Here is a 23,596-nt window from a genome sequence, read left to right as displayed (position 1 = left end):
TAGTTCATGTGATTAAAAAGAAATCCGCGATCAAATTGCCGTGGTTTTTGAGCTTCCTAATCTCTACATACGCAGGTCTATCCACGTTAATCTGGTGTTATTTGCTGATCTGTATAAGATAACAGTAAAGAGTAGAACTTGTCAGGAGCGGGCTACCCATGGTATAGTTCAAGACGCAATATGCTTTAAGAAGAAGTCTGCGCTAAGTTGTGCAGGAGAGGTTCGCGAACTCCCTCTATAAAAAACTAAGAATATATTAAACAGTACAAGCGGTTGCTGTCCTTTATCCGGATGTTGCTTCCGTTTCTTCTTAGTGGAGCCAAGTTTTCGAAATCTCGTTCTTCTTTCCATTACCGGCCAAGGCCGAAGGAAAAGAGAGGGGTTTTTTGTCGTGTCAGAAGGAAGATTGAAAGAGGAAATGCAAGAAGTTACTTTGCTTGGTAATCAGGGAACACAGTACAAGTTTGGTTATGATCCAGACATTCTGGAGGTGTTTGATAACAAACATCCCGGGCGTGATTATTTTGTTAAATTCAACTGCCCTGAGTTCACTAGCTTGTGTCCTGTAACGGGTCAGCCGGATTTTGCCACGCTGTATATTTCGTATATTCCTGAACAAAAAATGGTGGAATCCAAATCATTAAAGCTGTATCTGTTTAGCTTCCGCAACCATGGTGATTTTCATGAGGACTGTGTCAACATTATTATGAATGATCTGATCTCTCTGATGGATCCGCGTTACATTGAGGTATGGGGCAAGTTCACTCCGCGCGGAGGCATTTCAATTGATCCTTATTGCAACTATGGAAGACCGGGTACGAAGTATGAGGCGATGGCGGAACACCGCTTAATCAATCACGACCTCTATCCAGAAAAAGTGGACAACCGCTAAATTCCAACTTGTGATAAGGAGAGATTCATATGAACAAAAAAGCACTCGTCGTATTCAGCGGCGGACAAGATAGCACCACTTGCCTGGTTTGGGCATTGCAGCAGTATGAGGAAGTGCAGGTAGTTACTTTCAACTATAATCAACGTCATGCGGCTGAAATCGAAGTTGCAACAGCGATAGCAGCTAAGTTTAATGTAAAACAGCATATTCTTGATCTGGGGCTGCTCAATCAGCTGGCACCCAATGCACTTACCCGTCAGGATATAGATATCGTGGCTGGTGAAGGAGATGAGCTTCCAAGTACTTTCGTTGATGGACGGAATTTGTTGTTTTTATCTTTTGCCGCAATATTAGCTAAACAACTGGGGTACTCCCATATCGTCACTGGGGTTTGCCAAACGGACTTTAGCGGTTATCCGGACTGCCGTGATGTTTTTGTGAAATCATTGAATGTTACGCTGAACTTATCTATGGACTATGAGTTTGCGATCCACACTCCCCTAATGTGGCTGGATAAAAAAGAAACGTGGAAAATGGCCGATGAACTGGGGTATTTTGATTATGTTCGCGAACACACACTGACCTGTTACAACGGTATTATTGGCAGTGGCTGCGGTACTTGTCCAGCCTGTCTATTGCGTCAGCGTGGTCTTGAGCAATATGAGGTGGAGAGAATGGAGGCCGGTTCTTAATGCTTAACGAGGTTTCAGTCTGCAAAATATTTACGTTCGACGCGGCACACCAGTTAGTGGGACACAAAGGGAAATGCAGCAACCTGCACGGACATACTTATAAGCTCGAAGTAGTGCTTAAGGGCAAACCTATGGCCGCGGAAGGCCACTCGGATGAAGGTTTCGTCATTGATTTCAGCGATATCAAAATGACAGTACAACAAAGCCTTGTAGATCGTTTAGATCACGCTTTTCTTGCTATGGGAAATGAAGCTGTGTTAGAAACGTTAACGAATACGGGCTCCAAAGTAGCCTTGTTGTCTTTCCGCACCACAGTGGAGAATATGTCTTCATATATTGCCTATAAGCTTAAGCAAGCAGGGTTGCCTTTGTACTCGGTAAAGCTATGGGAGACTCCAACCTCTTGGGCAGAGGTGCTGGCTGAAGATGTTCCGGATGAAGGGCCATCCTACCGTTTGTATGGAGGCTGTGATTGTGAGTAAGATTCCTGTAATTGAAATGTTCGGTCCAACTATTCAAGGCGAAGGTGCGGTAATTGGAGTGAAGACGATGTTTGTCCGCACCTATGGCTGCGATTATCGCTGCGGCTGGTGTGACTCCGCTTTTACTTGGGATGGTACGGCTAAGAATAAGGTTCGCATGATGGAAGCAGAAGAAATCATAAATGAATTATTGGCGTTAGCTGGAGATAATTTCGACTGTGTTACGATTTCAGGCGGTAATCCTGCCTTGATTGGTGAAGGAATGGGTACCTTCATCAACCTGCTTCATGAGCGTGGAATAAAAGCAGCGATAGAAACTCAGGGGAGTAAATGGCAGGATTGGTTCAATGACGTGGATGTGCTGACAATCAGTCCTAAACCTCCAAGCTCAGGAATGACAACGAATTGGGAAATGCTAGATAACATCATGAGGAAGATGGAGAAACTGGGTCGTTCTACGCATAGCTTGAAGGTCGTAGTGTTTGATGATAAGGATTTTGATTATGCGAAAAACGTTCACCAGCGATATCCGAATGTGCAGCTCTTTCTGCAGCCTGGTAATGATGATGTCACGGAAGAGGGCAACATTTCTGCTCGACTTCTGGGAAGGCTGGAGTGGTTGTTTAATAAAGTAATCGTGGATTCGGATATGAACAAGGTTCGTGTACTTCCACAGCTGCATGCATTGATCTGGCATAATAAGCGTGGCAAGTAAAAGATTGATGAAATCGTCCGGGTATCTGCTTACAGATACTCGGTTTTTATTTTTAACAGTTGTAACTTCTAGTAGGTAGATAGTCTGTCCCAGTTTCTGGTATGATTTTGAAAAAAGCTCTTGGAGGTTATTCATTTGGAACAATCAACAGCATTATTAATTATCGATGTTCAAGAAGCCATGTTCTCCTATGATCTAAAGCTGTACGATGAAGAGGGTGTGATGGAAAGGATTGTCTCCCTTCAGCAAAAAGCTCGATTAGCAGGTACTCCTATTGTGTATATTCAACATACCGAAGATGAGGAGTACACAAAAGGTACACCCACTTGGCAGATCAGTCACCGCATCACACCGCAGGAAGGCGAAGTTATCGTTGAGAAGCCTACTTGGGATGCTTTTCACCGAACGGAACTGCAAGATGAACTCCAGAAGCTCGGAATCACGAATCTGGTGATCTGTGGGATGCAAAGTGAATTCTGTCTGGATACGACAATAAGACGCGCATACAGCATGGGATATAAAAGTGTACTGGTTTCAGACGCTCATAGCACTTTTGATAATGGGGTTCTGAGTAGTAGGGAGATCGTTAAGCATCATAATGCGATAATTGGAGGTAGATTCGCCCAGTTACGAGCTGAAAGCGAGGTTCAGTTCTAGATGAATACACCCCAGGCTGCCATGAAGCCTATTCAGCGTTCTCGCCTTAGATTGTTTGCTGGCAAACGATATTTTATTTGGAAAAGATATTTGAAATGGTGCACTGGACGAAGCAAAATAGCGAGGCAGCGTACGGATGAAACATTATCTTATACAGCCATGACTCATGCTACCCCGTTATTAAGAAGTCTTCGGAATGTAGATATGGTGCTTCAATACAATAAAATAACTAACTTACGGCTGGCAATTGCGAAGCTGGATGGACTTGTTGTGCACCCGGGGGAGACTTTTTCCTACTGGAGAAGTATTGGTAAGCCCACTAAGCGAAAAGGGTATCTGCAGGGTATGGTGCTGCATTATGGTGGTTTTCATTCCGGGGTTGGAGGAGGCTTATGCCAGTTGTCTAATCTGATCTATTGGATGGCACTGCATACGCCACTTACCGTTATGGAACGGCATCGTCATAGTTATGATGTATTTCCAGATGAACAACGTACGCAACCTTTTGGAAGCGGGGCGACTTGTTCTTATAACTATTTGGATCTTCAATTAAAAAATAACACCGCTCAAACGTATCAACTAAAGCTCTGGCTGGACGATAGCCATTTACACGGGGAGTGGAGATGCAATGAACAGGCGCTTTATGATTATGAAGTATACGAAAGTGATCATAGGATTAGTCTAGAGCCTTGGGGCGGATATATACGCAGTAACAAGATCAGTCGAAAAGTATATACACGCTCTGGAGATCTAATTGGAGATGAAGCTGTAACTGATAATTACGCACTAATGATGTATTCTCCGCTTCTTCATGGATAAGAGGTTAGGGCTTAGGGATATAACATAGAAAGGCATGAAAATTATATCTCTAGACCATCTCCAAAGGAGCGGATTAACAGCATGAAAGCACTAACCTACCAAGGGAAGAAAAAAGTGAAAGTTAAAGAAGTAGCTGATCCGAAGCTTGAGAAAAAAGATGACATCCTCGTTCGGATTACCACTACGGCGATTTGTGGCTCGGATCTGCACATTTATAACGGGGAAATTCCAGGTATGCATGATGATTATGTTATTGGTCATGAGCCAATGGGGATTGTTGAGGAAGTGGGTCCTGACGTAACTAAAGTCAAAAAAGGTGACCGAGTCATCATCCCCTTTAATGTCGCCTGTGGGCAGTGTTTTTTCTGCCAGCATGAGATGGAGAGCCAATGCGACAATGCTAATGACGCCAAGGACACAGGCGGTTATCTTGGTTATTCCGATACTTATGGCGGTTTTGCAGGCGGACAAGCTGAATTGCTGCGGGTTCCTTATGGTAATTTCGGCCCTTTTGTCGTTCCTGAGGATGCAGAAATGGAAGATGAGCGGCTTCTTTTCTTATCGGATATCGTTCCTACTGCTTGGTGGGGAGTAGAAAGCGCGGGAGTGAAGCCGGGAGATACAGTCATTGTTCTCGGCTGCGGGCCCGTTGGACTGCTAACTCAAAAGTTTGCTTGGATCAAAGGTGCCTCTAGAGTCATTGCTGTTGACCATATCGGCTACCGATTGCAACATGCGAAGCTGACCAATAATGTTGAAGTTTATAATTTCGAAGAGATCAAGGACATTGAGGCTCATTTGAAGGAGATCACTCGTGGGGGCGCAGATGTGGTTATTGACTGTGTGGGTCTAGATGCCAAAATATCTGCCTTGGAGAAAGTGGAAACGGTTATGAAGCTGCAAGGAGGCTCGCTCAGTGCATTCAGAATGGCCGCAGATATCGTACGTAAATTCGGAACCATCCAGCTTGTAGGAGTCTATGGACTTAATTACAATATGTTCCCGCTGGGTCAGCTATTTGAACGGAACATTTCATTAAAGATGGGACAAGCGCCGGTGATTCACTATATGCCGTTGCTGTATAAGATGATTAAAGAAAATAAATTTGATCCTACAGATATCATTACGCATCGCCTGCCAATTAGTAAAGCGGAGCATGGCTATGACGTTTTTAGTGAGAAAAAAGAGGATTGCATCAAGGTTGTTCTGAAGCCGTAGCCTTTTAAGAAGCATGAGCTTTCGTCAGAAATGACATTGCTTTTGCTTTTTTTAGTGAAATCTTATGAAAATAGATGCATTTTTTCACGGTCTGCGTTAAATTAACATAAGTGACTTAAGATATTGAAAGGACGCGTAACATGTGAAACTTAAAAAACCGCCACTTCCGATTCCACTATTAATGTTGATAGGGATTGTGGCCATCTCTTTTTCCGCCATTTTTATTAAATGGTCTGATGCACCTGCATCTATACAAGGCATGTACAGATTATTATTTACCTCACTGCTGATGCTGCCTTTTGCAAGACCCTATAGTGGAGCTGCTTTTGCTCTTCGTAAAAAAGACTGGCTAATGCTCATCCTCTCAGGCGCAATGCTTGCGCTGCACTTTTTGCTATGGATGGGATCATTAAAGTATACTTCGGTAGCTAGTTCAACAATGATCATGGCCCTGGAGCCTGTATTCATTATGCTGGGTGTTTATTTTTTGTATAAGGAAAAGACAGCTCTGTCCGCTATTCTAGGGCTTGGCATTGCGATTGGCGGTGTCGTGTTTATCGGCTGGGGGGATATCGGCATCTCTGCGGATAATCTAAAAGGTGATCTATTATCGGTCGGAGGCACTGTCGCGGTAGCTGTACATATGCTGATCGGTCAAAAGCTAGTGGTGCGCATGCCCTCTTATTTATATAGCTTGATTGTCTTCTTATCAGCCGCTGGCGTGTTTGCCGTATACAATCTGTTCATGGGGATTTCCTTTTTTAATTATCCGGCCAAGGAATGGGGAATCTTTGTATTGTTAGCAGTGGTGCCAACGGTGTTTGGCCATATTTTGTTTAATTGGTTACTACAATATGTATCCGCGACTACGGTTTCAATGAACATTTTAGGAGAACCAGTGGGAGCCAGTATCTTAGCGTATTTACTCTTGGGTGAACAGCTAACAACCTTACAATGGGCAGGTGGGCTGCTCGTCATGATTGGCCTCGCAGTATATTTGTACGCGGGAAGAAGGAAAACTATCCGGATGGCTGATGCCATTCAGAATGCTTCATAACAGATATTTTACACATAAAGGGGTAGCAATGGATGGAAGAGCAGAATCAATATTCAAATAATCAGGCAGAAAAAAACGCTGTGCCAACAAGCGAAGAGCTTTGGAACGAAGATACTTATACCGCTTGGGTAACTCGGTTTGGTACACCGTCAGAAGCAGCTGCAAAATTAATAAAGGAACCAAGTGCAAAGCTTCACCCGCTCCTTTCTTTTTTTGGAGAGGTGAAGAGTAAGAAAATGATGAATTTAATGGGCTCAAACGGGATGAAGGCCGTGGCACTCTCATTACTAGGTGCGGAAGTAACGGTTGCTGACTTCTCGGAAGCCAATGCGAGATATGCGGCTGATCTTGCCCAAGAAGCAGGGGTACCACTAACCTATATCGTCTCAGATATTCTTAAGCTGCCAGAAGACATCCTTGATGGTTCATATGACATCGTCTTTGCAGAGTTAGGAATTGTTCATTACTTTACCAACCTTACACTATTCATGGAAACAGCTCGCCGATTGCTTTCTCCTGGAGGCGTATTTGTACTCCGCGATTTTCATCCGGTAACGACCAAGCTTATTTCCTCGAAGGGATCTACTGCGAAGGTACGCAAACACAAAGTAAACGGAGATTATTTTGACTCATCATTGGAAGAGAAGAAGGTATCCTATTCCAAGTATTTGCCTTCCACAGGTAAACCAGCAGGTGAACAAGAGCATAGTGTTGTGTATTGGCGCCGCTGGACACTCGGAGAAATTGTAACCGCAGCAGCTAATAGCGGACTAGTGATCCGCCAATTAGTAGAAGAACCTAATCTATCTTCCGACGTGTATGATAAGGGAATTCCTAAGACCTTCACATTGGTGGCTGGAAATGGCGCAAGCCTGTAGGAGGGTTCGCTGACATGTGATTTTTAGGATATAACATTTGTGCTGAACTGAGGTGCTCTCGGTTCAGCTTTTTTTGTATGTAAAACATAAAATTTTAAACTTTTTTACGGAGATTATTCCATTACAATGGCAACTTATAGGGAATACAATGATTTTACATTCCGGATTGAAAGCGATTACTTTAAGGGTTAAGGCATTCTCAAAGAATTTGAGGTGGATATCAAAATGAACGAAGTGTTGCTTCGTATGGAGGGAATCAACAAGTTTTTCCCAGGTGTTCATGCTTTGAATGAATGTCAATTTGAGCTGAAGTGTGGGGAAGTTCATGCGTTAGTAGGAGAAAATGGCGCTGGCAAGTCTACCCTTATGAAGATTGCGACAGGTGTCTATTCCAAGGATGCGGGTCAAATGTGGTACAAGAGAAATGAAGTGGAGATTGTTAATACCCGTGAAGCACAGGAGCTTGGAATTAGTATCATCCATCAGGAATTGAATTTAATGCCTCATCTTACGGTCGCCCAGAACATTTACATTGGACGAGAGCCGCGTAAAGCTCTGAAATGGTTCGTTGATGATGTGGAGATGAATCGCAGGGTACAGGTACTGTTTGATCAAATGAATCTGAAGCTGGATCCCAGAGTTTTGGTATCAGACCTGACCGTTGCTAATCAGCAAATGGTTGAAATCGCTAAAGCCTTGTCTTTCCAAGCCGAGGTATTGATCATGGATGAACCAACCGCCGCGTTAACAGATACAGAAATTAACGAGTTATTTCGAATGATTGAGCAGCTACGAGATAAAGGTGTGGGAATTATTTATATCTCTCACCGCATGGATGAATTGAAGCGAATTACAGACCGCATTACAGTTATGCGTGATGGTTGTTATGTAGATACCGTTCGTACCGATTCAATAACGATTGATCAGATCATCAGCATGATGGTTGGACGTGAATTATATCAAACGTCGAAACCAACGATTGCAAAACAGACTCAGCAAGTTGTCTTAGAAGTTCGAAATCTTTCTAGAGGGCATGCGTTCAAGGATATTAGCTTTCATCTGTATAAAGGTGAGATTTTGGGCTTCGCTGGTTTAATGGGAGCTGGACGTACCGAGGTTGTACGTGCCGTTTTTGGTGCCGATCCCATCGATGAGGGTGAAATTATGCTCCATGGAAAATCGGTTCGGATACGTCAGCCACATCAAGCAGTACAGCATGGTATTGGGTATTTGTCCGAAGACCGCAAACGTTTCGGATTGCTTGTGGATATGGATATCAGTATGAATAATGCGATTGCCTCCTTTTATAAATTCCGTAATTCATTTGGCTGGATGAAGGAGCGGGAGATGCGAAGCTCAGCGGAGCAGCATGTTGAAGCGCTAGCCACCAAAACTCCAAGTGTAGGTCAAAAGGTTAAGTTTCTGTCCGGAGGTAATCAGCAGAAAGTGGTCATCGGCAAGTGGTTGACTAGAGACTGTGATGTACTCATCTTCGATGAGCCCACACGAGGTATTGATGTAGGCGCGAAAAGTGAAATTTATAAGCTGCTGGATCAGCTTGCGAGCGAAGGGAAGGCGATCATTATCATTTCTTCAGATCTTCCTGAGATTCTAAGAATGAGCCACCGGATTATCATTATGTGTGAAGGGCGTATAACAGGAGAACTCCCCGCAGAAGAAGCATCGCAGGAGGCGATTATGAAATATGCGACGAAACGTTCATAACTGTTCAAGAGTTAACCGGAGGTGTCAGGACTATGAAGATCGCGGATAAAGAGATTAGTCAGCCAGCGGGTATGAAGCAAACGGGAGGGCAATCCGGATTCAAACAAAAATTATTGGCATTTGCCAGTCTGATCATATTGGTCATCGTATTTTCTATATCCTCCAGCAACTTTTTTCAATTCTCAAATCTTGTCGGAATTCTAGTTTCTACAGCTGTAATCGGAGTATTAGCGCTTGGAGCTACCTTTGTTATTATTACGGGCGGCATCGACCTTGCTCTCGGTACTATAATGACATTCTCATCTGTTATGGTTGGAGTCATTATTACCTTCTGGGGTCTGCCCGTCCCGTTAGGCATTGTAGGTGGGATTCTGGCTGGAGCACTGTGCGGCTTTGTCAGCGGTTTGATGGTGGCGAAGATGAACATTCCACCCTTCATCGCCACTCTGGCGATTATGATGGTCACCAAAGGCTTGTCGCTTGTCATCACCGGAGCCAAACCTATTTATTTCAACGATGATCCGATCTTCGCCAAGATCGCCATGGGTAAAATGATCCCTGGTATACCCAACACCATCGTTATCTTCTTATTACTCGGTATGATCGCAAGCATAATCTTGTCTAAGACGATAATTGGGCGTTACAACTTCGCGCTTGGCAGTAATGAAGAAGCTACTCGCTTATCAGGTGTGAACACAGTCAAATGGAAGATTATTATCTATTCCATTACAGGGATTTTTAGTGGAATCGCAGGTATCCTGATGGCATCACGTCTGAATTCAGCTCAGCCATCACTGGGCACTGGCTATGAACTAGAGGCTATTGCGGCAGTGGTCATTGGCGGAACTTCCTTAAGTGGAGGTGTAGGTTCTATTCTAGGCACGATTATTGGCGCACTGATTATGAGTGTGCTGACGAATGGCTTACAGATTATGTCCGTGGCTCAGGAATGGCGGACGGTCATTGTCGGTGTTGTAATCATTATTGCGGTTTACGCTGATATTCTACGCCGCCGTAAGCAATAAACTTGGTATGATCTCCATCCGGAGTGATATACAAAGCAAATGACGAGGGGCAAGATTCAAATGAAACTGCGTCGTAGAGGGTTTATCATGCTTGCCTGTCTATTATTAGTCACTACATTGCTGAGTGCATGTAACAACAATGATAGTAACAAGAGTGCATCCGGTTCAGACAAACCATACATTCCAGTCATATCAAAAGGGTTCCAGCATCAATTCTGGCAAGCGGTGAAGCAAGGAGCGGAGAAAGCTGCTAAGGAATTTGATGTTGAGATTACCTTCGAAGGTCCAGAAAATGAGAGTCAGGTGGATAAACAAATTGAGATGCTGCAAACCGCTCTCGACAAGAAGCCAGCTGCAATTGCGCTTGCCGCACTGGACAGCAAAGCTGCGATTCCTTATCTAGAAAAGGCAAAGGAAAATAAGATTCCGGTCATCGGCTTTGACTCTGGTGTAGACAGTGATATCCCTGTAGCAACAGCAGCGACTAACAATAAAGCAGCAGCTGCTTTGGCCGCAGATAAAATGGCTGAACTGATTGGCAAGAAAGGTAAAGTGGGCCTTGTCATACATGACCAAACGAGCAGCACAGGGCAACAGCGTCGCGATGGCTTCTTGGAACAAATGAAAGCAAAATATCCGGATATTCAAGTGTTAGAGCCGCAATATGGAGGTGGAGATCAGTTAAAGTCCACAGACCTTGCGAAAGCGATGATGCAGGCAAATCCGGATCTGAAAGGAATCTATGGCTCTAATGAAGGCTCTGCTGTAGGTGTGGCTAATGCAGTAAATGAATTGCAAATGAATGGTAAGATCGTAGTCGTCGGCTTTGATTCTGGCAAGCAGTTGATGGATGCTATCCGCAGTGGTGTTGTGGCTGGTGCTGTTACACAAGACCCCATTGGTATTGGCTATCAAGCTGTGAAGGCAGCTGTGCAAGCGATTAAAGGGGAAGCGGTTGAAAAGAACATCGACACGGGGTTCCACTGGTATGATAAAAACAATATGGATTCCGATGAGATCAAACCTCTACTATACGAATAGAGTTTAATAATAGAGGTTGCCTCCCGCAGGCGGCCTCTATTATGCTTATGCTGATAAGTTCAAAGTTGTGGAGGTGTTGGATGTATAAGATAATTCTGGTTGATGATGAAGATGAGGTTCGTGAAGGGATCAAACAAAAGATCTCATGGAGTAAATATGGGTTTGAGCTGGTTGGTGATTTTGATAATGGCAGAGATGCACTGGAAGCAATCGAGCAGCATCGTCCTGACGTAATTATTACTGATATTTGTATGCCTTTTATGGATGGACTGGGATTGGCCAGAGCTGTGATGGATAGGTACCGGGATATGAAGGTCATTATCGTCACTGGATATGAAGACTTCGAATATGCGAAGCAGGCCATAACACTGAAGGTGACTGAGTACTTATTAAAACCGATTAATGCACGTGAGTTTGCTGAATTTCTAAGTAAGATGAAGCAGGATTTAGATGAAGATCATCTACAAAAAGCGAATTTAGTTAAGCTTCGTATGCATCTTAATCAGAGTCTTCCATTGCTGCGGGAACGATTCTTGGAGCAGCTGGTAACTACTCGAATGAAAAGCGAAGAAATGAGAATAAATTGAGTTATTTTCATATTCCGTTGCAGGGTCAAGTGTACCTTGCGCTCGTTATAGATATAGAATTGGAGAAACGAAGCCAGGACCTAGCTTTTGATGCAGAGCTACTGCGTTTCGGCGCCTTTAACATTGTTCAAGAGCAGCTGGAGAAAGAGCAAGAAGGAGTGGTATTCCAGACGAGAGATGGAAAAATCGCTGCGATATTACCCGGCAATTCAGAGACGGTAGAAGTAGCAACGCAGCATCTTGCAGAGCAAGTCCAGGGTAGCTTAAATAAATATTTGAAGCTGTCATCCACCATAGGCATCGGTAGAAAATATAATACTTTGCAACAAATTCCACAATCCTTCCAAGAAGCGGTCTCCTCCATAGAATATCGTTACCTTTTAGGCATAGATAAAGTTATCTCCATACAGGATCTTGAGTTTGGGAAGGGATTGGATCAGGCGCATTTCACCTCATGGGAAAAGCAATTTATATCCGCTTTAAAGACAGGTAAAGCTTCTGCTGTATCGGAAATTCTGTTGAAGTGGTTTCAGGAGCTTAAAAGTAATACCTCCTCTATAGAAGGCTGCCGTAGCAGCATCTATCAGCTGCTGGTTTCTTTGATGAACTATGTGGTCGACATCGGCTTCATAAATACAGTAGTTGTTTCGCATAATATGTTTGCAGAGGTTGCTGCGCTTAAGACTTTAGATGAAGCAAGGCATTATCTGGAGAGGACTTGCCATGCGCTGATACTTAAACTATCGGAACAGAGAACAACGGTTCGGACTTCTCAGATGCAAGCCGCAGAAGCTTATATTCGCGAGAATTATTGTAATGACAGCTTTTCACTCAATGAGCTGTGCAGCCATATTTTTATGAGCATCAGTTATTTCAGTGCAACTTTTAAACAGCACACCGGTGAAACATTTATAGAGTATCTGACTCGACTCCGTTTGGAAAAAGCAAAAGAACTCCTTACGGTCACACAGTTGAAGACATATGATATCGCTGCCAGAGTTGGTTATGCTGATCCACAGTATTTTAGTGTTATTTTCAAACGTAATGTAGGAAGCACACCGAAGGAATATCGACACCGGCAGAAGGAGAATCTCTCTCTATGAGATCACAGCGCTTTTTCTGCAGCCGAAGTATTCATTCTAATATTGCTATCTCCTTTTCACTTCTTATCCTCTGCACAACTATTGTCCTGAGTTATACTTCCTATCGCCTGTCCTCAGCCGCGGTCAAGGGCAATTCTGTAGCCTATACTTCACAATTAATAGAACAAGTAAAACTAAATATCGAGAATTACATTGGTAATATGGAGAGCATAGCTGCTCTGGTGTTAACTAGCAGTGATCTAGAGAAATATATAAAAGGCTCGAAATTAGATGAAGAAGAGGCGCTTAAGAATAAACTGCTTGCCAGTCATTATCTCCGGTCAGTCGTTCAGTCCCGCTCGGATATTTCCTCTATATTATATGCAGGCTCAGATGGCATGACCGTTTCGGATCGACAGCACGCTGTTTTGAAACCGCTTCCTGAACTAATAGCTCAAGATTGGTATCAAAAAGCTATGAATCAACTTGACGTTGCAGTTTCTTCCTCTCATGTGCAGCACATCTTTCAAGATGAATACCGGTGGGTAGTCTCGATCAGCCGAAAACTCTCGAATGCGATTGCTATGACGGAAGCGGATCAACAAGGTGTACTGCTCGTAGATCTCAATTACAGTGTAATTAATAATCTATGTAAACAAATCGAACTGGGAAAACGAGGTTATGTTTTTATCGTCGATCCCGCAGGTAGCCTTGTCTATCATCCACAACAGCAGTTGATCTACTCCCAGCTCAAGTTCGAACAATTAGAGACGGTCCTTGGGATCAAGAGTGGATCTGTTACGGTTAACACGGGGAATGATCAGAAACTGTACACTGTGGACACTACCAGCTTTGGCTGGAAAATAGTTGGAGTCACTTATCCGGATGATTTGGTCGCGAACAAGCAACGTATGCAAGGAACCGCCGCCTTATGGGGAGCAATTAGTTTGATTTTTGCTATGGCTATATCGATATTTCTCTCTTACGCACTGACCAAACCGCTGAAGAATTTGGAGCTGAATATGAAAAAAGCGGAACGTGGAGAGTTCGACATACGCGTGGAGATTGAGAGCACGAATGAAATTGGCAAGCTTGCTCGTACGTTTAATCTTATGATGATGAAGATTAAAGAGTTAATGGGGCAGATCGTTCTGGAGCAAGAGATGAAACGTGTGAGTGAACTGAAGGCACTGCAAGCGCAGATTAAACCTCACTTTTTGTACAATACACTTGATTCGATTATTTGGATGGCAGAGACAGGAAAGATGGAGGAAGTGGTGGAGATGACTTCATCTCTATCCAAGCTGCTTCGTTCAACAATTGGTGAGGGTGAGGAATTGATTCCGCTAGCCAAAGAATTAGAGCATATTCGGCACTATTTAACGATTCAGAACATGCGTTATCGTAATAAATTCACTTATTCCATAGAGGTACAAGAAGATATCCTAACCTGCAGCATTTTAAAAATGGTACTTCAGCCTTTGGTTGAAAATGCGATCTATCACGGCATAAAACATAATCCTGAGCAAGGGCACATTCTGATCCGAGCAAGACAAGAACAGAACGATATTATCGTACAGGTCATTGATGACGGTATTGGGATGGATGAAGAGCAAATGGGTAAGGTACTGCTGCAAAAATCAGATTACAAGACTGGCAGCGGTGTAGGTGTCGCGAATGTGAACCATCGTATCCAGCTGTATTTCGGTGTAAAATACGGTTTGTCTTTTGCAAGCGAGATGGAGGAAGGAACGACGGCCACTTTACGAATACCTGTGATTTATGAGGAGGAGAGTCAATGAGCGCTTTACGGTCAAAAATTGGCCTGTATACTCTGCTGCTGCTCTTCATTGTTACTTTGGGTTCATTAGCCTATCGTATGTTTACAAATGAGCTTGACGCAAAGGTTAGGACCATTATTTATGTGCCCAAGACTATCGATAGCAGTATTGAATTCTGGGAAGTGATGAAACAAGGTGTGGCAACAGCGGCTAAGGAGTTCGGCGCAGAGGTTCGCACGGTTGGAACGGATACAGAGCTTGATGTAGATCAACAGATAGAACTGCTGGAGCAAGCAATTAAGGAGAAGCCTGACGCCATTATTTTATCAGCTACAGATTATTATCGCCTCATTCCAATCGCGGAAAAGATCAAATCAGTTGGCATTACGCTTATTACTGTAGATTCGGGCTTAAGCGGTGGTGTATCAGAGAGCTTTATTGCTACAGACAATTATGAAGCAGGACGTAAGGCAGGGCAGGAGTTAAGAAAATATATTGATCCGGAGGATAAGGTCGCTATCGTTAACTTTGTACAAGGCTCTGCCACCGCAATTGAGAGGGAAAGAGGGGCTCGTGATGCCCTTTTAGAGAATGGAGTTCATGATGTGCAGCCTACATTATTCAGTGATGGTTCCGTGCGGAAAGCGTACCAGTTAACTGTTGATTTACTAAAGGACGAGCCAAATCTAAAGGGGATAATAGGTCTTAATGAACCTTCAACACTAGGGGCTGGGCAGGCGATTATGGATATGGGATTTCAAGACAAAGTGAAATTATTTGGGTTCGACAATTCTAGCAATGAGGTGAAGCTCCTCGAAAAAGGGATCTTGCTTGGCACGGTTATGCAGAAGCCTTTTAATATGGGGTACTTAGCTGTGAAGACGGCGATTGAAGCTGTTGAGGGTGAGAAAGTGGAACGGATAATAGATACAGGCTCCGTGATCATCACGAAGGAGAATATGTATTTAAGTGAAAATGAGAAATTAATGTTTCCTTTTATAGAATAAATGAACAAGGAAGCTTCTAAAACCGTTTGCGGCTTTAGAAGCTTCCTTGTTTTTTTAAAGATCAAGAGTCGTTACTATATCAACAAAGGATTGCTGTAACGGTGTTAAAATATGATCTTTACGCCAGCCGAGCACAAACCCGCCGCTTTCAGGCAGAATCCCTGGCAGGTTGGCATAGCTAAGCTTGCCTAGCTCAATCTCAGCTTTAACCGCCGCTTTAGAACATATACCAACACAATCACTCCCGCTAACTAACTGCTTAATCACTTCTGGAGAATTCAACTCGGATCGGTTCCATAAACGGATTTGATTGAATTGTGCCCATTGATCGGCATACCCTCGTAAACAAGATCCTTGCTCATGCTGAATCCACGGCTCATTGGCAATTAGTTCAGGTGTTAATTTCTCTAGGCCTTCAAATGGATGACCAGTTGCAAAAATTAGGACAGGTTCATCACGGACAATAAGCTGAAAATCAAAAGATTCGTCCTGCCAATCCGCAGTATGTAAAATGGCCATCTGAATATCCCGACTACGGAGACGCTCACGTAACAAAGCATCGCTTTGAACAGTCAAAGAGTTGTTAATCCCCGGATAGAGTTTCATGAATTGGATTAACACATTAGGTAAAATATAAGTTGCAGGAATAAAACTGGCTCCCAGCTCTAATGTTCCTTTTGAGGGGGAAGAAAATTGTTTAACTGTGCGCTCAGCTTCTGCAGTGAGAGAGACGATTTTGAGGGCGTATTGATAAAGGGCTCGTCCAGCATCCGTAAGCAGCACTCTTCCGCTTCGGTAAAGAAATAGAGGGGTTCCGAGCTCAGCCTCCAGATTCTTCATATGAAAAGAAACAGTTGGTTGTTTAAGGCCTAATTCTGCGGCTACATCGGTTACTTTTTTATATTTTTCAATTAGAACTACGATGTTCAATTTCATAATATTCATGACTTTCCTCCACATAATGCTAAGTTGGATTATAAATTATATCTCCATTATAGATTATATCTATATTGATATACACTTTATATTGGTATTTTTTTCGTTCGCTTTACAAAGATAAGAAGTTTCTCTAACGAACGAGCTCTAGAATAAGAAGAGTCAGAGGGGCCAAGAAGTCCCGGACAACATATAACATATGCGTTTGATGAACTTTTACAGTAACCATGCATATGGGGGCCAAGCTCCACAACACCATGTTAAAGCTTTCGAAGCCAGTTTGGTATGAACTGATCAGGGAGCCATGCTAACAAACCATTTAGGAGGAGACAAAACAATGCAATTCAAAAAATCATGGATCATGACTTTGGCTTTAACAAGCGTACTGGCACTATCGGCTTGCGGTAACGGCGGGGCTAACAACACAGGAGGAAACGCTGCAGCAACTAACGAAGGAAGCGGCGGCGCTGAAATAAGCGGTTCGATTCTGGCTTCAGGTTCAACAGCATTACAACCCTTGGTTGAGCTGGTAGCAGAGAATTTCATGGATAAAAACACTGGCGTGGACATTCAAGTTCAAGGCGGTGGCAGTGGTACTGGTCTTACTCAAGTAGCTGAGAAACAAGTAGATATCGGAAACTCTGACGTATTCGCAGAAGAAAAATTAAAAGATGCAGATGCGGAAAAAGCAGCAGCACTCGTAGATCATCAAGTAGCAGTAGTAGCGATCGCAGCAGTATCTCATCCTGATGCTGGTGTGGATAGCTTGACTAAACAACAACTGGTGGACATTTTCACTGGTAAAATCACTAACTGGTCTGAAGTCGGCGGAGCGGATCAAAAAATCCAAATCATCAACCGTCCAGGCAGCTCCGGTACTCGTGCTACCTTTGAAAGCTTTGCACTTGGAACCAAAACAGAAGATATCCCAGGTTCGATTCAAGAAGATTCCTCCGGTACGGTTAAGAAAATGATCGGTGAAACTCCAGGGGCAATCGGATACCTTGCTCTTTCTTACCTGGATGATTCCATTAAAACACTTAGTCTTGACGGTGTAGAAGCATCTGTTGACAATGTTGTTTCGGGTAAATACCCAGTATGGGCTTACGAGCATATGTACACAAATGGTGAACCTAATGCAACAGTAAAAGCATTCCTCGACTTTTTCTTAACTGATGAAGTGCAAACAGGTGAAGTTGTTGAACTTGGATACATCCCAGCTGTTAAAATGCAAGTTGTTCGCGACGTTGCAGGAACTGTTACCGCTAAGTAATTTAATTCTAGGCAATGTTATTGATTAGAATCTCAAGTGATTAGAGGCGGATACATCTGCCTCTCTTTTCACTTTAGAAAGAGGGAGCAATTGAGGGTGAAACTAAAGAACTCACGATTCGAAAAACATCATATTGAAGATTTTGTTGGACGTACTTATATGTCCTTCTGTGTATTACTGTTGATAACAATCATTGTATCGATGGTATATTTTGTAGCGTCTAAAGGAATTTCAACCTTCACAAGTGGCAATGCTACAGTTTCTGAATTTCTCTTCGGTACAAAGTGGTCGCCTGAAGCGGATACGCCTTCCTTCGGAGCTTTTCCATTTATCTCGGGGTCCTTCCTGGTTACTTTGCTTGCCGCATTGATTGCTAGTCCACTTAGCTTATGCGCTGCGTTATTTATGACTGAGATTGTTCCGGGGTGGGGCAAAAAATTACTTCAACCTGTTATTGAGCTTTTGGCAGGGATTCCTTCGGTAGTATATGGTTTCATCGGATTAAGTGTAATTGTACCGTTTCTACGCAACAACCTGCCGGGCCAAGGCATCGGGGTAGCTGCAGGCGCGCTTGTGCTCTCGGTAATGATTCTTCCGACGATTACAAGCGTGGCTGCAGACGCGCTGGCTTCATTGCCGCAAAACTTAAAAGAATCTTCCTATGCGCTTGGTGCCACCCGGTGGCAGACGATTTCGCGGGTGATTATTCCAACAACCTTTCCTGCCATAATGACAGGGATTGTATTGGGAATGGCTCGTGCTTTCGGTGAAGCACTCGCTGTACAAATGGTTATCGGGAACGCGCCATTCGTACCAAAATCACTCTTTGAGTCAGCTTCTACCTTGACCAGTGTGATCACACTCGGTATGGGGAACACGACCATGGGCTCACCTCACAATAATGCACTGTGGAGTATGGCACTGGTTCTCATGCTGATGACTTTCGTATTTGTCTTCTTTGTGAGAATGCTTGAAAGGAGAAATAAAATTTGAAGCCGAGAACCGTAAATAAAATTGCCACCAGTCTTATTGTATTTTTCGCGATGCTCATCGTTGCCATTCTACTTGGACTTTTGGGATATATCCTCTTTAGAGGCTTAAGCCATATCAGTTGGGATTTTCTTTTCTCCGCACCGCAAAAAATTCGAGCAGGTGGAGGAATCGGACCGCAGCTATTTAACTCCTTATTCCTGTTAGTACTGACACTTATTATTACAGTTCCGCTTGGACTGGGTGCCGGTATTTATATGGCGGAATATGCTCGTCCCGGTAAGATTACCGGCTTTATTCGCTTGATTGTTGAAGTGTTGTCATCTTTCCCTTCCATCGTAGTCGGCTTGTTTGGTCTATTGCTGATTGTTAACTATTTCAATCTGGGCTTCTCCTTAATCTCCGGTGCGCTGGCATTGACGGTCTTTAATCTACCGCTGATGGTGCGGATTACAGAGCAAGCTTTCCGTAGTGTTCCAAAACAACAAAAAGAGGCTGGTTTTGCACTAGGATTGTCAAAGTGGAAAATTGTTACCTCGGTGTTGTTTCCGGTAGCATTACCTACAATTATTACAGGTACTATCTTGTCCGCTGGCCGTGTCTTTGGGGAAGCAGCTGCGTTGATGTTCACAGCAGGGATGAGTAGTCCAAGATTAGATTTCACTAACTGGAATCCACTTAGTGCGAATTCACCACTGAATCCCTTCCGTCCAGCGGAAACGCTGGCTGTCCACATTTGGAAGGTCAACAGTGAAGGTCTAGCTCCAGATGCTGCACAAATTGCTGCGGGAGCTTCGGCGGTGCTTGTAATTATGGTGTTAATCTTCAATCTGGCAGCACGTTATTTTGGAAGATTTATTTATCGAAAGCTTACAGCTTCAAAAAGAATGAACTAATCATACAAATTAAAGTAGAGATGTAGGAGGAGTAATCGATGGGAACGTCGGCAACAGCAGTGCGTGAATCTTTTCAAACCGAAGACCTGAGTATTTTTTACGGAACATATGAGGCAGTAAAGGGGATAAGCCTTCCATTTGCTGAAAATACGGTTACTGCACTGATCGGCCCCTCCGGCTGCGGTAAATCAACCTTTCTTCGTTCTTTGAACCGGATGAATGACGAAATTTCTGGCTCAAAAACAAAAGGAAGCATCTGGATTGATGGAGTGGATATTAATGCTCCGGGTACGGATGTGATTAAGCTGCGTCAGAAGATCGGGATGGTATGGCAAAAGCCAAATCCGTTCTATAAATCGATTTACGATAACATCGCTTTTGGACCTAAGTATCATGGCATTAAAGGTAAAAAGGCTCTTGATGAGATTGTTGAGAGCAGTCTTCGCAAAGCAGCATTGTGGGATGAGGTAAAGGATCGTTTAAAAGATTCAGCGCTTGCACTTTCCGGTGGACAACAGCAGCGTCTTTGTATTGCTAGAGCGTTGTCGGTTAACCCGCAAATCCTACTCTTGGACGAACCAGCATCAGCTCTAGACCCGGTCTCCACAGGTAAAGTAGAGGAGCTAATCAAGGAGTTAAAAGAAGAGCTTCGCATCGTTATTGTGACACATAATATGCAGCAGGCAGCTCGGATCTCTGATTATACCGCATACTTTTATCTAGGCTCCCTTGTCGAATATGATAAGACGGATAAAGTCTTTACCAATCCAGAGAATCAAATGACGCAAGAATATATCATGGGCCGATTTGGCTGAAGCTGTGAACATCGTTCTTTCGGGAACGGTGTTTTTTTGTGATTTCAAGAGTTAATATGCAGAGAAACAATAACATCCGAAAGTTTCTGCGAAGTATATCAGTTGTTTTTAAATGAAAATACCTGTGATTCGAATGGTTACTTGTTATTTGCAAAAGGCAGAAAGATGCTGTATCATTTGTGATAATGATTATCATTATTACTATATTAGGGAGTGGATCTTATGACGCAATCTCAACAGACTCAACAGAATAGTGTGGCCGAAATAATAAAAGAACGACGCTCGATTAAGCTTTTTAAAAAAGATCCACTTCCACAAGGCCTTTTAGAGGAATTATTAAATGTAGCGGTATGGGCACCGAATCATGGTGTGCGTGAGCCGTGGAGATTTATTGCTTTTCAAGGGGAAGGTTCGAAATTCCTAGCTGAATCTGCATTTGCTTTTGTAAAACGTGCTATAGCTGATCCAGAAGTGGCTGCTAAACGTAAAGAATATATTTCGAATATTCCATTAACAGTAATCGTAGTGATGCCTGAAGATCCTCGGCAGAGAGAGTGGGACGAGGATTTTGCAGCAGCGTCCGCACTTGTACAGAACTTCCAGCTCGCAGCTTGGGAGCAAGGTGTAGGAACGATTTGGAAGACTGATCCCTACATCAACAACCCTGAATTCCGCACTAAAATTGGTGTGAAGCCCGGCGAAAAAATTGTAGCCATGATCCATGCCGGATATCCGGAGACTGTACCTGACAGCCGTCCACGCACAGACGCTTCGGAGCTGCTGAAGATCGTAGACTTCTTTCCAGAGAATGGCGTAGTGGAATAAGGAAAGTCGAAGGCATTCGTAAATTAAAAGCGTCGAAAGATCAAAAACATCGATAGATCATAATTATCGAAAGATCAAAAGTATCGAAAAAGCGTCGAAAGATCAAAAAGATCGAAAGATCAAAAACATCGATACATCATTAGCATCGAAAGATCAAAAGTATCGAAAGATCATAAGCGTCGAATTATCAAAAGTATCCTTAGGGATGCTTTTTTTTGTTGCTTAGAATAGCCGTAGTCGGGTGAGGGGGGAAGGGCTACTGGGTGCTGATCACGTTTCGCTGCCGGTCCTCTGCTTATGTGGCTCAACCTTCTACTTACTTCCTAGTGATCTCCTATTGACCTTCTGCGGGCTTCCTACTGACCTCCTAGTGGCTTCCTAGTGATCTCCTATTGAACTTCTGCGGGCTTCCTACTGATCTCCGTATCGGACTGTATTGCAGCTATTTGAGCTTTTTGAGTCACTTTGCAGATGTATCGGACCGCATAGCTCTTATTACCATGTAACGTCGCAGAATTGGTGTGATTTTGAGTAAATAGCTGCAATTGGGTCCGATAGCACGTCAATTAGCTGCAAATCTACGAAATAAGGACTCCTCAGTCCGATGCAACGGCGAATAAGTGAACTAACTCCAAACTAACCCCAAACTACCCAAACTAACTAAAGACCCTCAGTATGTTACGGACTGTATTGCAGCTATTTGAGCTTTTTGAGTCACTTTGCCGATCTATCGGACCGCATAGCTCTTATTACCTTGTAACTGTGCAGAATTGGTGTGGTTATGAGTAAATAGCTGTAACTGGGTCCGATAGCACGTCAATTAGCTGCAAATCTACGAAATAAGGACTCCTCAGTCCGATGCAACAGCGAATATGTGAACTAACTCCAAACTAACCTAAACTACCCAAACTAACTAAAGACCCTCAGTATGTTACGGACCGTATAACAGCTATTTGAGCTTTTTGAGTCATTTTGCAGATGTATCGGACCGCATAGCTCTTATTACCATGTAACAGCGCAGAATCTGTGTGGTTATGAGTAAATAGCTGCAACTGAGTCCGATAACCCGCAGAAAACAATCGAATTTGCATAATAAGGTCATCTGAGTCCGAACTATTGGCAAAAGTGTGCTTACATACTAGCAAAGGCGGCGAGTTAGGCATCGCAGCTGACTGGCTATGGACTCAGTTACAATCACTCTTCACCATTTGATCCAACGGTGGGGAGAAAGTATTTCCTGACGGAGAGGGAAAGGAAAATGAAGTCTGGATCCTAATATGAAACGTTGATCTTAATAAGAAACGTCGATCCTAATATGACACGTCGATCCTAAAGTCAAACGTTGATCCCACCAATTAAATGCAATATATAATGTACATAATGACCGATATAGATTACAATGGTGGAAAATGGAATGCATGACAAACATTAAAAGGGGTTATGGAGTGGGAGAGAACAAAAACATCAAGTTGAAGCTGGCTAGGATCCAAAAGAATCTTTCCCAAGAACAGTTAGCGGAAGTTGTAGGGGTTACACGGCAGACGATCGGCTTGATTGAAGCTGGTAACTATAACCCGACGATTAAGCTGTGCATAGCCATCTGCAAGGCGTTGGATACGTCATTAAACGATATTTTTTGGGAGGATTAGTTGTGAAAGGGCCAAAGATTAAAGATGAACGAATTATCACAGAAATTCAGAAGTTTAGTACGCACGGATTGTTGATTGTGTTAGTGGGATTTATGATTAGCCTTTTGGTAAAAGTATTTATCCTGGAGTGGGACATCAAATATTGGGTTGATACTTTTGGGATTATGCTGTTAGGTTGCTTGTATGTTACCGTTCGTTGTGTCAAAGATGGGATATACCTGCTGCCAAGTAAGGAAGGAGAACTCAAACGGTTTAAGAAGATTCATTTAATATCGGGAGTTATCAGCACGATTATTTGGGCCACGCTAACATTTTTGCTTGATTTTAGAGAAGCGGGAGAAGTGGATATTAGAAAAAATATATCGAGTACTCTCGTGGGGGCGGTTGTATTTTTCATAGGGGTCACTTGGGCGATGTGGTACATAATTAATAAATCCAACAAAAATGCTGACAAGAACATTGAGAATTAAATATTAAATATTAAAGATAACCACCTCTTGCAAAACTAATGTTATTAGTTTATGTTTAAGCTAATACCATTAGTTTATCGGAGG

The 23,596-nt window shown here is 43.2% G+C and carries 24 protein-coding genes and 1 riboswitch; of the genes, 23 read left to right on the top strand and 1 reads right to left on the bottom strand.

What is annotated here, in order from left to right; all coding sequences use genetic code 11:
• Positions 1-211 precede the first annotated feature (211 nt).
• A riboswitch (PreQ1 riboswitch) is annotated at positions 212-255 on the top strand.
• A gap of 163 nt (positions 256-418) precedes the next feature.
• The 16 genes from queF to NST40_RS16270 all read left to right on the top strand — a co-directional run bounded on the left by queF (position 419) and on the right by NST40_RS16270 (position 15,658).
• Positions 419-892, top strand: a complete 474-nt coding sequence (queF, locus tag NST40_RS16345) for a preQ(1) synthase (protein ID WP_036687775.1) — start codon at positions 419-421, stop codon at positions 890-892.
• A 29-nt stretch (positions 893-921) separates the two neighbouring features.
• On the top strand, positions 922-1,584 hold the full coding sequence (queC, locus tag NST40_RS16340; protein WP_076304131.1) for a 7-cyano-7-deazaguanine synthase QueC: 663 nt from the start codon (positions 922-924) through the stop codon (positions 1,582-1,584).
• Positions 1,584-2,066: a 6-carboxytetrahydropterin synthase gene (locus NST40_RS16335; protein WP_076277604.1), complete on the top strand. Its 483-nt coding sequence runs from the start codon at positions 1,584-1,586 to the stop codon at positions 2,064-2,066. Before queC ends, NST40_RS16335 begins: the two co-directional genes overlap by 1 nt.
• Positions 2,059-2,781, top strand: a complete 723-nt coding sequence (gene queE / locus NST40_RS16330) for a 7-carboxy-7-deazaguanine synthase QueE (RefSeq protein WP_342409727.1) — start codon at positions 2,059-2,061, stop codon at positions 2,779-2,781. The genes NST40_RS16335 and queE overlap by 8 nt, the downstream gene beginning before the upstream one ends.
• Before the next feature lie 135 nt (positions 2,782-2,916).
• The gene (locus tag NST40_RS16325; protein WP_076138736.1) at positions 2,917-3,438 is read left to right on the top strand and encodes a cysteine hydrolase family protein; all 522 of its coding nucleotides are present in this window, start codon (positions 2,917-2,919) and stop codon (positions 3,436-3,438) included.
• Positions 3,439-4,257, top strand: coding sequence for a VanW family protein (locus NST40_RS16320; protein WP_341002772.1), 819 nt, complete (start codon positions 3,439-3,441; stop codon positions 4,255-4,257). It abuts the gene before it with no gap.
• A gap of 81 nt (positions 4,258-4,338) precedes the next feature.
• Positions 4,339-5,475 (top strand): zinc-dependent alcohol dehydrogenase, encoded by a 1,137-nt coding sequence (locus NST40_RS16315; RefSeq protein ID WP_342409726.1) that lies wholly within the window; start codon positions 4,339-4,341, stop codon positions 5,473-5,475.
• A 142-nt stretch (positions 5,476-5,617) separates the two neighbouring features.
• Positions 5,618-6,532 carry a DMT family transporter gene (locus NST40_RS16310; protein WP_175618917.1) on the top strand — a complete coding sequence of 305 codons (915 nt, stop codon included), beginning with the start codon at positions 5,618-5,620 and terminating at the stop codon, positions 6,530-6,532.
• Between the two features lie 32 nt (positions 6,533-6,564).
• Complete coding sequence (locus tag NST40_RS16305) at positions 6,565-7,410, top strand: class I SAM-dependent methyltransferase (protein ID WP_076277601.1); 846 nt, start codon at positions 6,565-6,567, stop codon at positions 7,408-7,410.
• Between the two features lie 225 nt (positions 7,411-7,635).
• Positions 7,636-9,135, top strand: coding sequence for a sugar ABC transporter ATP-binding protein (locus NST40_RS16300; RefSeq protein ID WP_076217756.1), 1,500 nt, complete (start codon positions 7,636-7,638; stop codon positions 9,133-9,135).
• Positions 9,136-9,206: 71 nt separating this feature from the next.
• Positions 9,207-10,160: an ABC transporter permease gene (locus NST40_RS16295; RefSeq protein ID WP_342410905.1), complete on the top strand. Its 954-nt coding sequence runs from the start codon at positions 9,207-9,209 to the stop codon at positions 10,158-10,160.
• 60 nt (positions 10,161-10,220) lie between these two features.
• Positions 10,221-11,201, top strand: a complete 981-nt coding sequence (locus NST40_RS16290) for an ABC transporter substrate-binding protein (RefSeq protein ID WP_076277598.1) — start codon at positions 10,221-10,223, stop codon at positions 11,199-11,201.
• A gap of 80 nt (positions 11,202-11,281) precedes the next feature.
• Positions 11,282-11,788, top strand: a complete 507-nt coding sequence (locus NST40_RS16285; protein WP_342409725.1) for a response regulator — start codon at positions 11,282-11,284, stop codon at positions 11,786-11,788.
• The gene (locus NST40_RS16280; RefSeq protein ID WP_342409723.1) at positions 11,785-12,891 is read left to right on the top strand and encodes a helix-turn-helix domain-containing protein; all 1,107 of its coding nucleotides are present in this window, start codon (positions 11,785-11,787) and stop codon (positions 12,889-12,891) included. Before NST40_RS16285 ends, NST40_RS16280 begins: the two co-directional genes overlap by 4 nt.
• Positions 12,888-14,672: a sensor histidine kinase gene (locus NST40_RS16275; RefSeq protein WP_342409722.1), complete on the top strand. Its 1,785-nt coding sequence runs from the start codon at positions 12,888-12,890 to the stop codon at positions 14,670-14,672. Before NST40_RS16280 ends, NST40_RS16275 begins: the two co-directional genes overlap by 4 nt.
• Positions 14,669-15,658, top strand: a complete 990-nt coding sequence (locus NST40_RS16270; RefSeq protein WP_076217760.1) for a substrate-binding domain-containing protein — start codon at positions 14,669-14,671, stop codon at positions 15,656-15,658. The genes NST40_RS16275 and NST40_RS16270 overlap by 4 nt, the downstream gene beginning before the upstream one ends.
• A gap of 54 nt (positions 15,659-15,712) precedes the next feature.
• On the opposite strand, the gene NST40_RS16265 is transcribed toward NST40_RS16270, so the two are convergent.
• Entirely contained in the window at positions 15,713-16,603 is an 891-nt protein-coding gene (locus NST40_RS16265; protein WP_342409721.1) for a LysR family transcriptional regulator, read from the bottom strand.
• 328 nt (positions 16,604-16,931) lie between these two features.
• Between NST40_RS16265 and NST40_RS16260 the strand changes: the two genes are divergently transcribed.
• The 7 genes from NST40_RS16260 (at position 16,932) to NST40_RS16230 (ending at position 23,512) form a co-directional block, all read left to right on the top strand.
• Positions 16,932-17,867 (top strand): phosphate ABC transporter substrate-binding protein PstS family protein, encoded by a 936-nt coding sequence (locus NST40_RS16260; RefSeq protein WP_076126671.1) that lies wholly within the window; start codon positions 16,932-16,934, stop codon positions 17,865-17,867.
• A 90-nt stretch (positions 17,868-17,957) separates the two neighbouring features.
• Positions 17,958-18,860, top strand: a complete 903-nt coding sequence (gene pstC / locus NST40_RS16255; RefSeq protein WP_036687519.1) for a phosphate ABC transporter permease subunit PstC — start codon at positions 17,958-17,960, stop codon at positions 18,858-18,860.
• Positions 18,857-19,753 (top strand): phosphate ABC transporter permease PstA, encoded by an 897-nt coding sequence (gene pstA, locus NST40_RS16250; RefSeq protein ID WP_036687518.1) that lies wholly within the window; start codon positions 18,857-18,859, stop codon positions 19,751-19,753. Before pstC ends, pstA begins: the two co-directional genes overlap by 4 nt.
• A 38-nt stretch (positions 19,754-19,791) precedes the next feature.
• Entirely contained in the window at positions 19,792-20,568 is a 777-nt protein-coding gene (gene pstB, locus NST40_RS16245) for a phosphate ABC transporter ATP-binding protein PstB (protein ID WP_036687516.1), read from the top strand.
• Positions 20,569-20,790: 222 nt separating this feature from the next.
• Complete coding sequence (locus NST40_RS16240; protein WP_076143600.1) at positions 20,791-21,393, top strand: nitroreductase; 603 nt, start codon at positions 20,791-20,793, stop codon at positions 21,391-21,393.
• Between the two features lie 1,445 nt (positions 21,394-22,838).
• Positions 22,839-23,042, top strand: coding sequence for a helix-turn-helix transcriptional regulator (locus NST40_RS16235; RefSeq protein WP_036676881.1), 204 nt, complete (start codon positions 22,839-22,841; stop codon positions 23,040-23,042).
• Positions 23,043-23,044: 2 nt separating this feature from the next.
• Positions 23,045-23,512: a DUF6773 family protein gene (locus NST40_RS16230; RefSeq protein WP_076126667.1), complete on the top strand. Its 468-nt coding sequence runs from the start codon at positions 23,045-23,047 to the stop codon at positions 23,510-23,512.
• Positions 23,513-23,596: the final 84 nt, after the last annotated feature.

The sequence above is a fragment of the Paenibacillus sp. FSL R10-2778 genome (genome assembly GCF_038593035.1).
Classification (GTDB): domain Bacteria; phylum Bacillota; class Bacilli; order Paenibacillales; family Paenibacillaceae; genus Paenibacillus_AQ; species Paenibacillus_AQ odorifer.
This window is presented reverse-complemented; position numbering and strand designations above follow the sequence as displayed.

What these genes read in the sequence shown, in the direction of transcription:
- NST40_RS16285 (WP_342409725.1), top strand. Translation starts at nt 11,282, where the DNA reads ATGTATAAGATAATTCTGGTTGATGATGAAGATGAGGTTCGTGAAGGG.
- NST40_RS16295 (WP_342410905.1), top strand. Translation starts at nt 9,207, where the DNA reads ATGAAGCAAACGGGAGGGCAATCCGGATTCAAACAAAAATTATTGGCA.
- NST40_RS16320 (WP_341002772.1), top strand. Translation starts at nt 3,439, where the DNA reads ATGAATACACCCCAGGCTGCCATGAAGCCTATTCAGCGTTCTCGCCTT.
- queC (WP_076304131.1), top strand. Translation starts at nt 922, where the DNA reads ATGAACAAAAAAGCACTCGTCGTATTCAGCGGCGGACAAGATAGCACC.
- queF (WP_036687775.1), top strand. Translation starts at nt 419, where the DNA reads ATGCAAGAAGTTACTTTGCTTGGTAATCAGGGAACACAGTACAAGTTT.
- NST40_RS16305 (WP_076277601.1), top strand. Translation starts at nt 6,565, where the DNA reads ATGGAAGAGCAGAATCAATATTCAAATAATCAGGCAGAAAAAAACGCT.
- NST40_RS16270 (WP_076217760.1), top strand. Translation starts at nt 14,669, where the DNA reads ATGAGCGCTTTACGGTCAAAAATTGGCCTGTATACTCTGCTGCTGCTC.
- NST40_RS16240 (WP_076143600.1), top strand. Translation starts at nt 20,791, where the DNA reads ATGACGCAATCTCAACAGACTCAACAGAATAGTGTGGCCGAAATAATA.
- NST40_RS16300 (WP_076217756.1), top strand. Translation starts at nt 7,636, where the DNA reads ATGAACGAAGTGTTGCTTCGTATGGAGGGAATCAACAAGTTTTTCCCA.
- NST40_RS16335 (WP_076277604.1), top strand. Translation starts at nt 1,584, where the DNA reads ATGCTTAACGAGGTTTCAGTCTGCAAAATATTTACGTTCGACGCGGCA.
- pstB (WP_036687516.1), top strand. Translation starts at nt 19,792, where the DNA reads ATGGGAACGTCGGCAACAGCAGTGCGTGAATCTTTTCAAACCGAAGAC.
- NST40_RS16315 (WP_342409726.1), top strand. Translation starts at nt 4,339, where the DNA reads ATGAAAGCACTAACCTACCAAGGGAAGAAAAAAGTGAAAGTTAAAGAA.
- NST40_RS16265 (WP_342409721.1), bottom strand. Translation starts at nt 16,603, where the DNA reads ATGAATATTATGAAATTGAACATCGTAGTTCTAATTGAAAAATATAAA.
- NST40_RS16260 (WP_076126671.1), top strand. Translation starts at nt 16,932, where the DNA reads ATGCAATTCAAAAAATCATGGATCATGACTTTGGCTTTAACAAGCGTA.
- NST40_RS16290 (WP_076277598.1), top strand. Translation starts at nt 10,221, where the DNA reads ATGAAACTGCGTCGTAGAGGGTTTATCATGCTTGCCTGTCTATTATTA.
- NST40_RS16275 (WP_342409722.1), top strand. Translation starts at nt 12,888, where the DNA reads ATGAGATCACAGCGCTTTTTCTGCAGCCGAAGTATTCATTCTAATATT.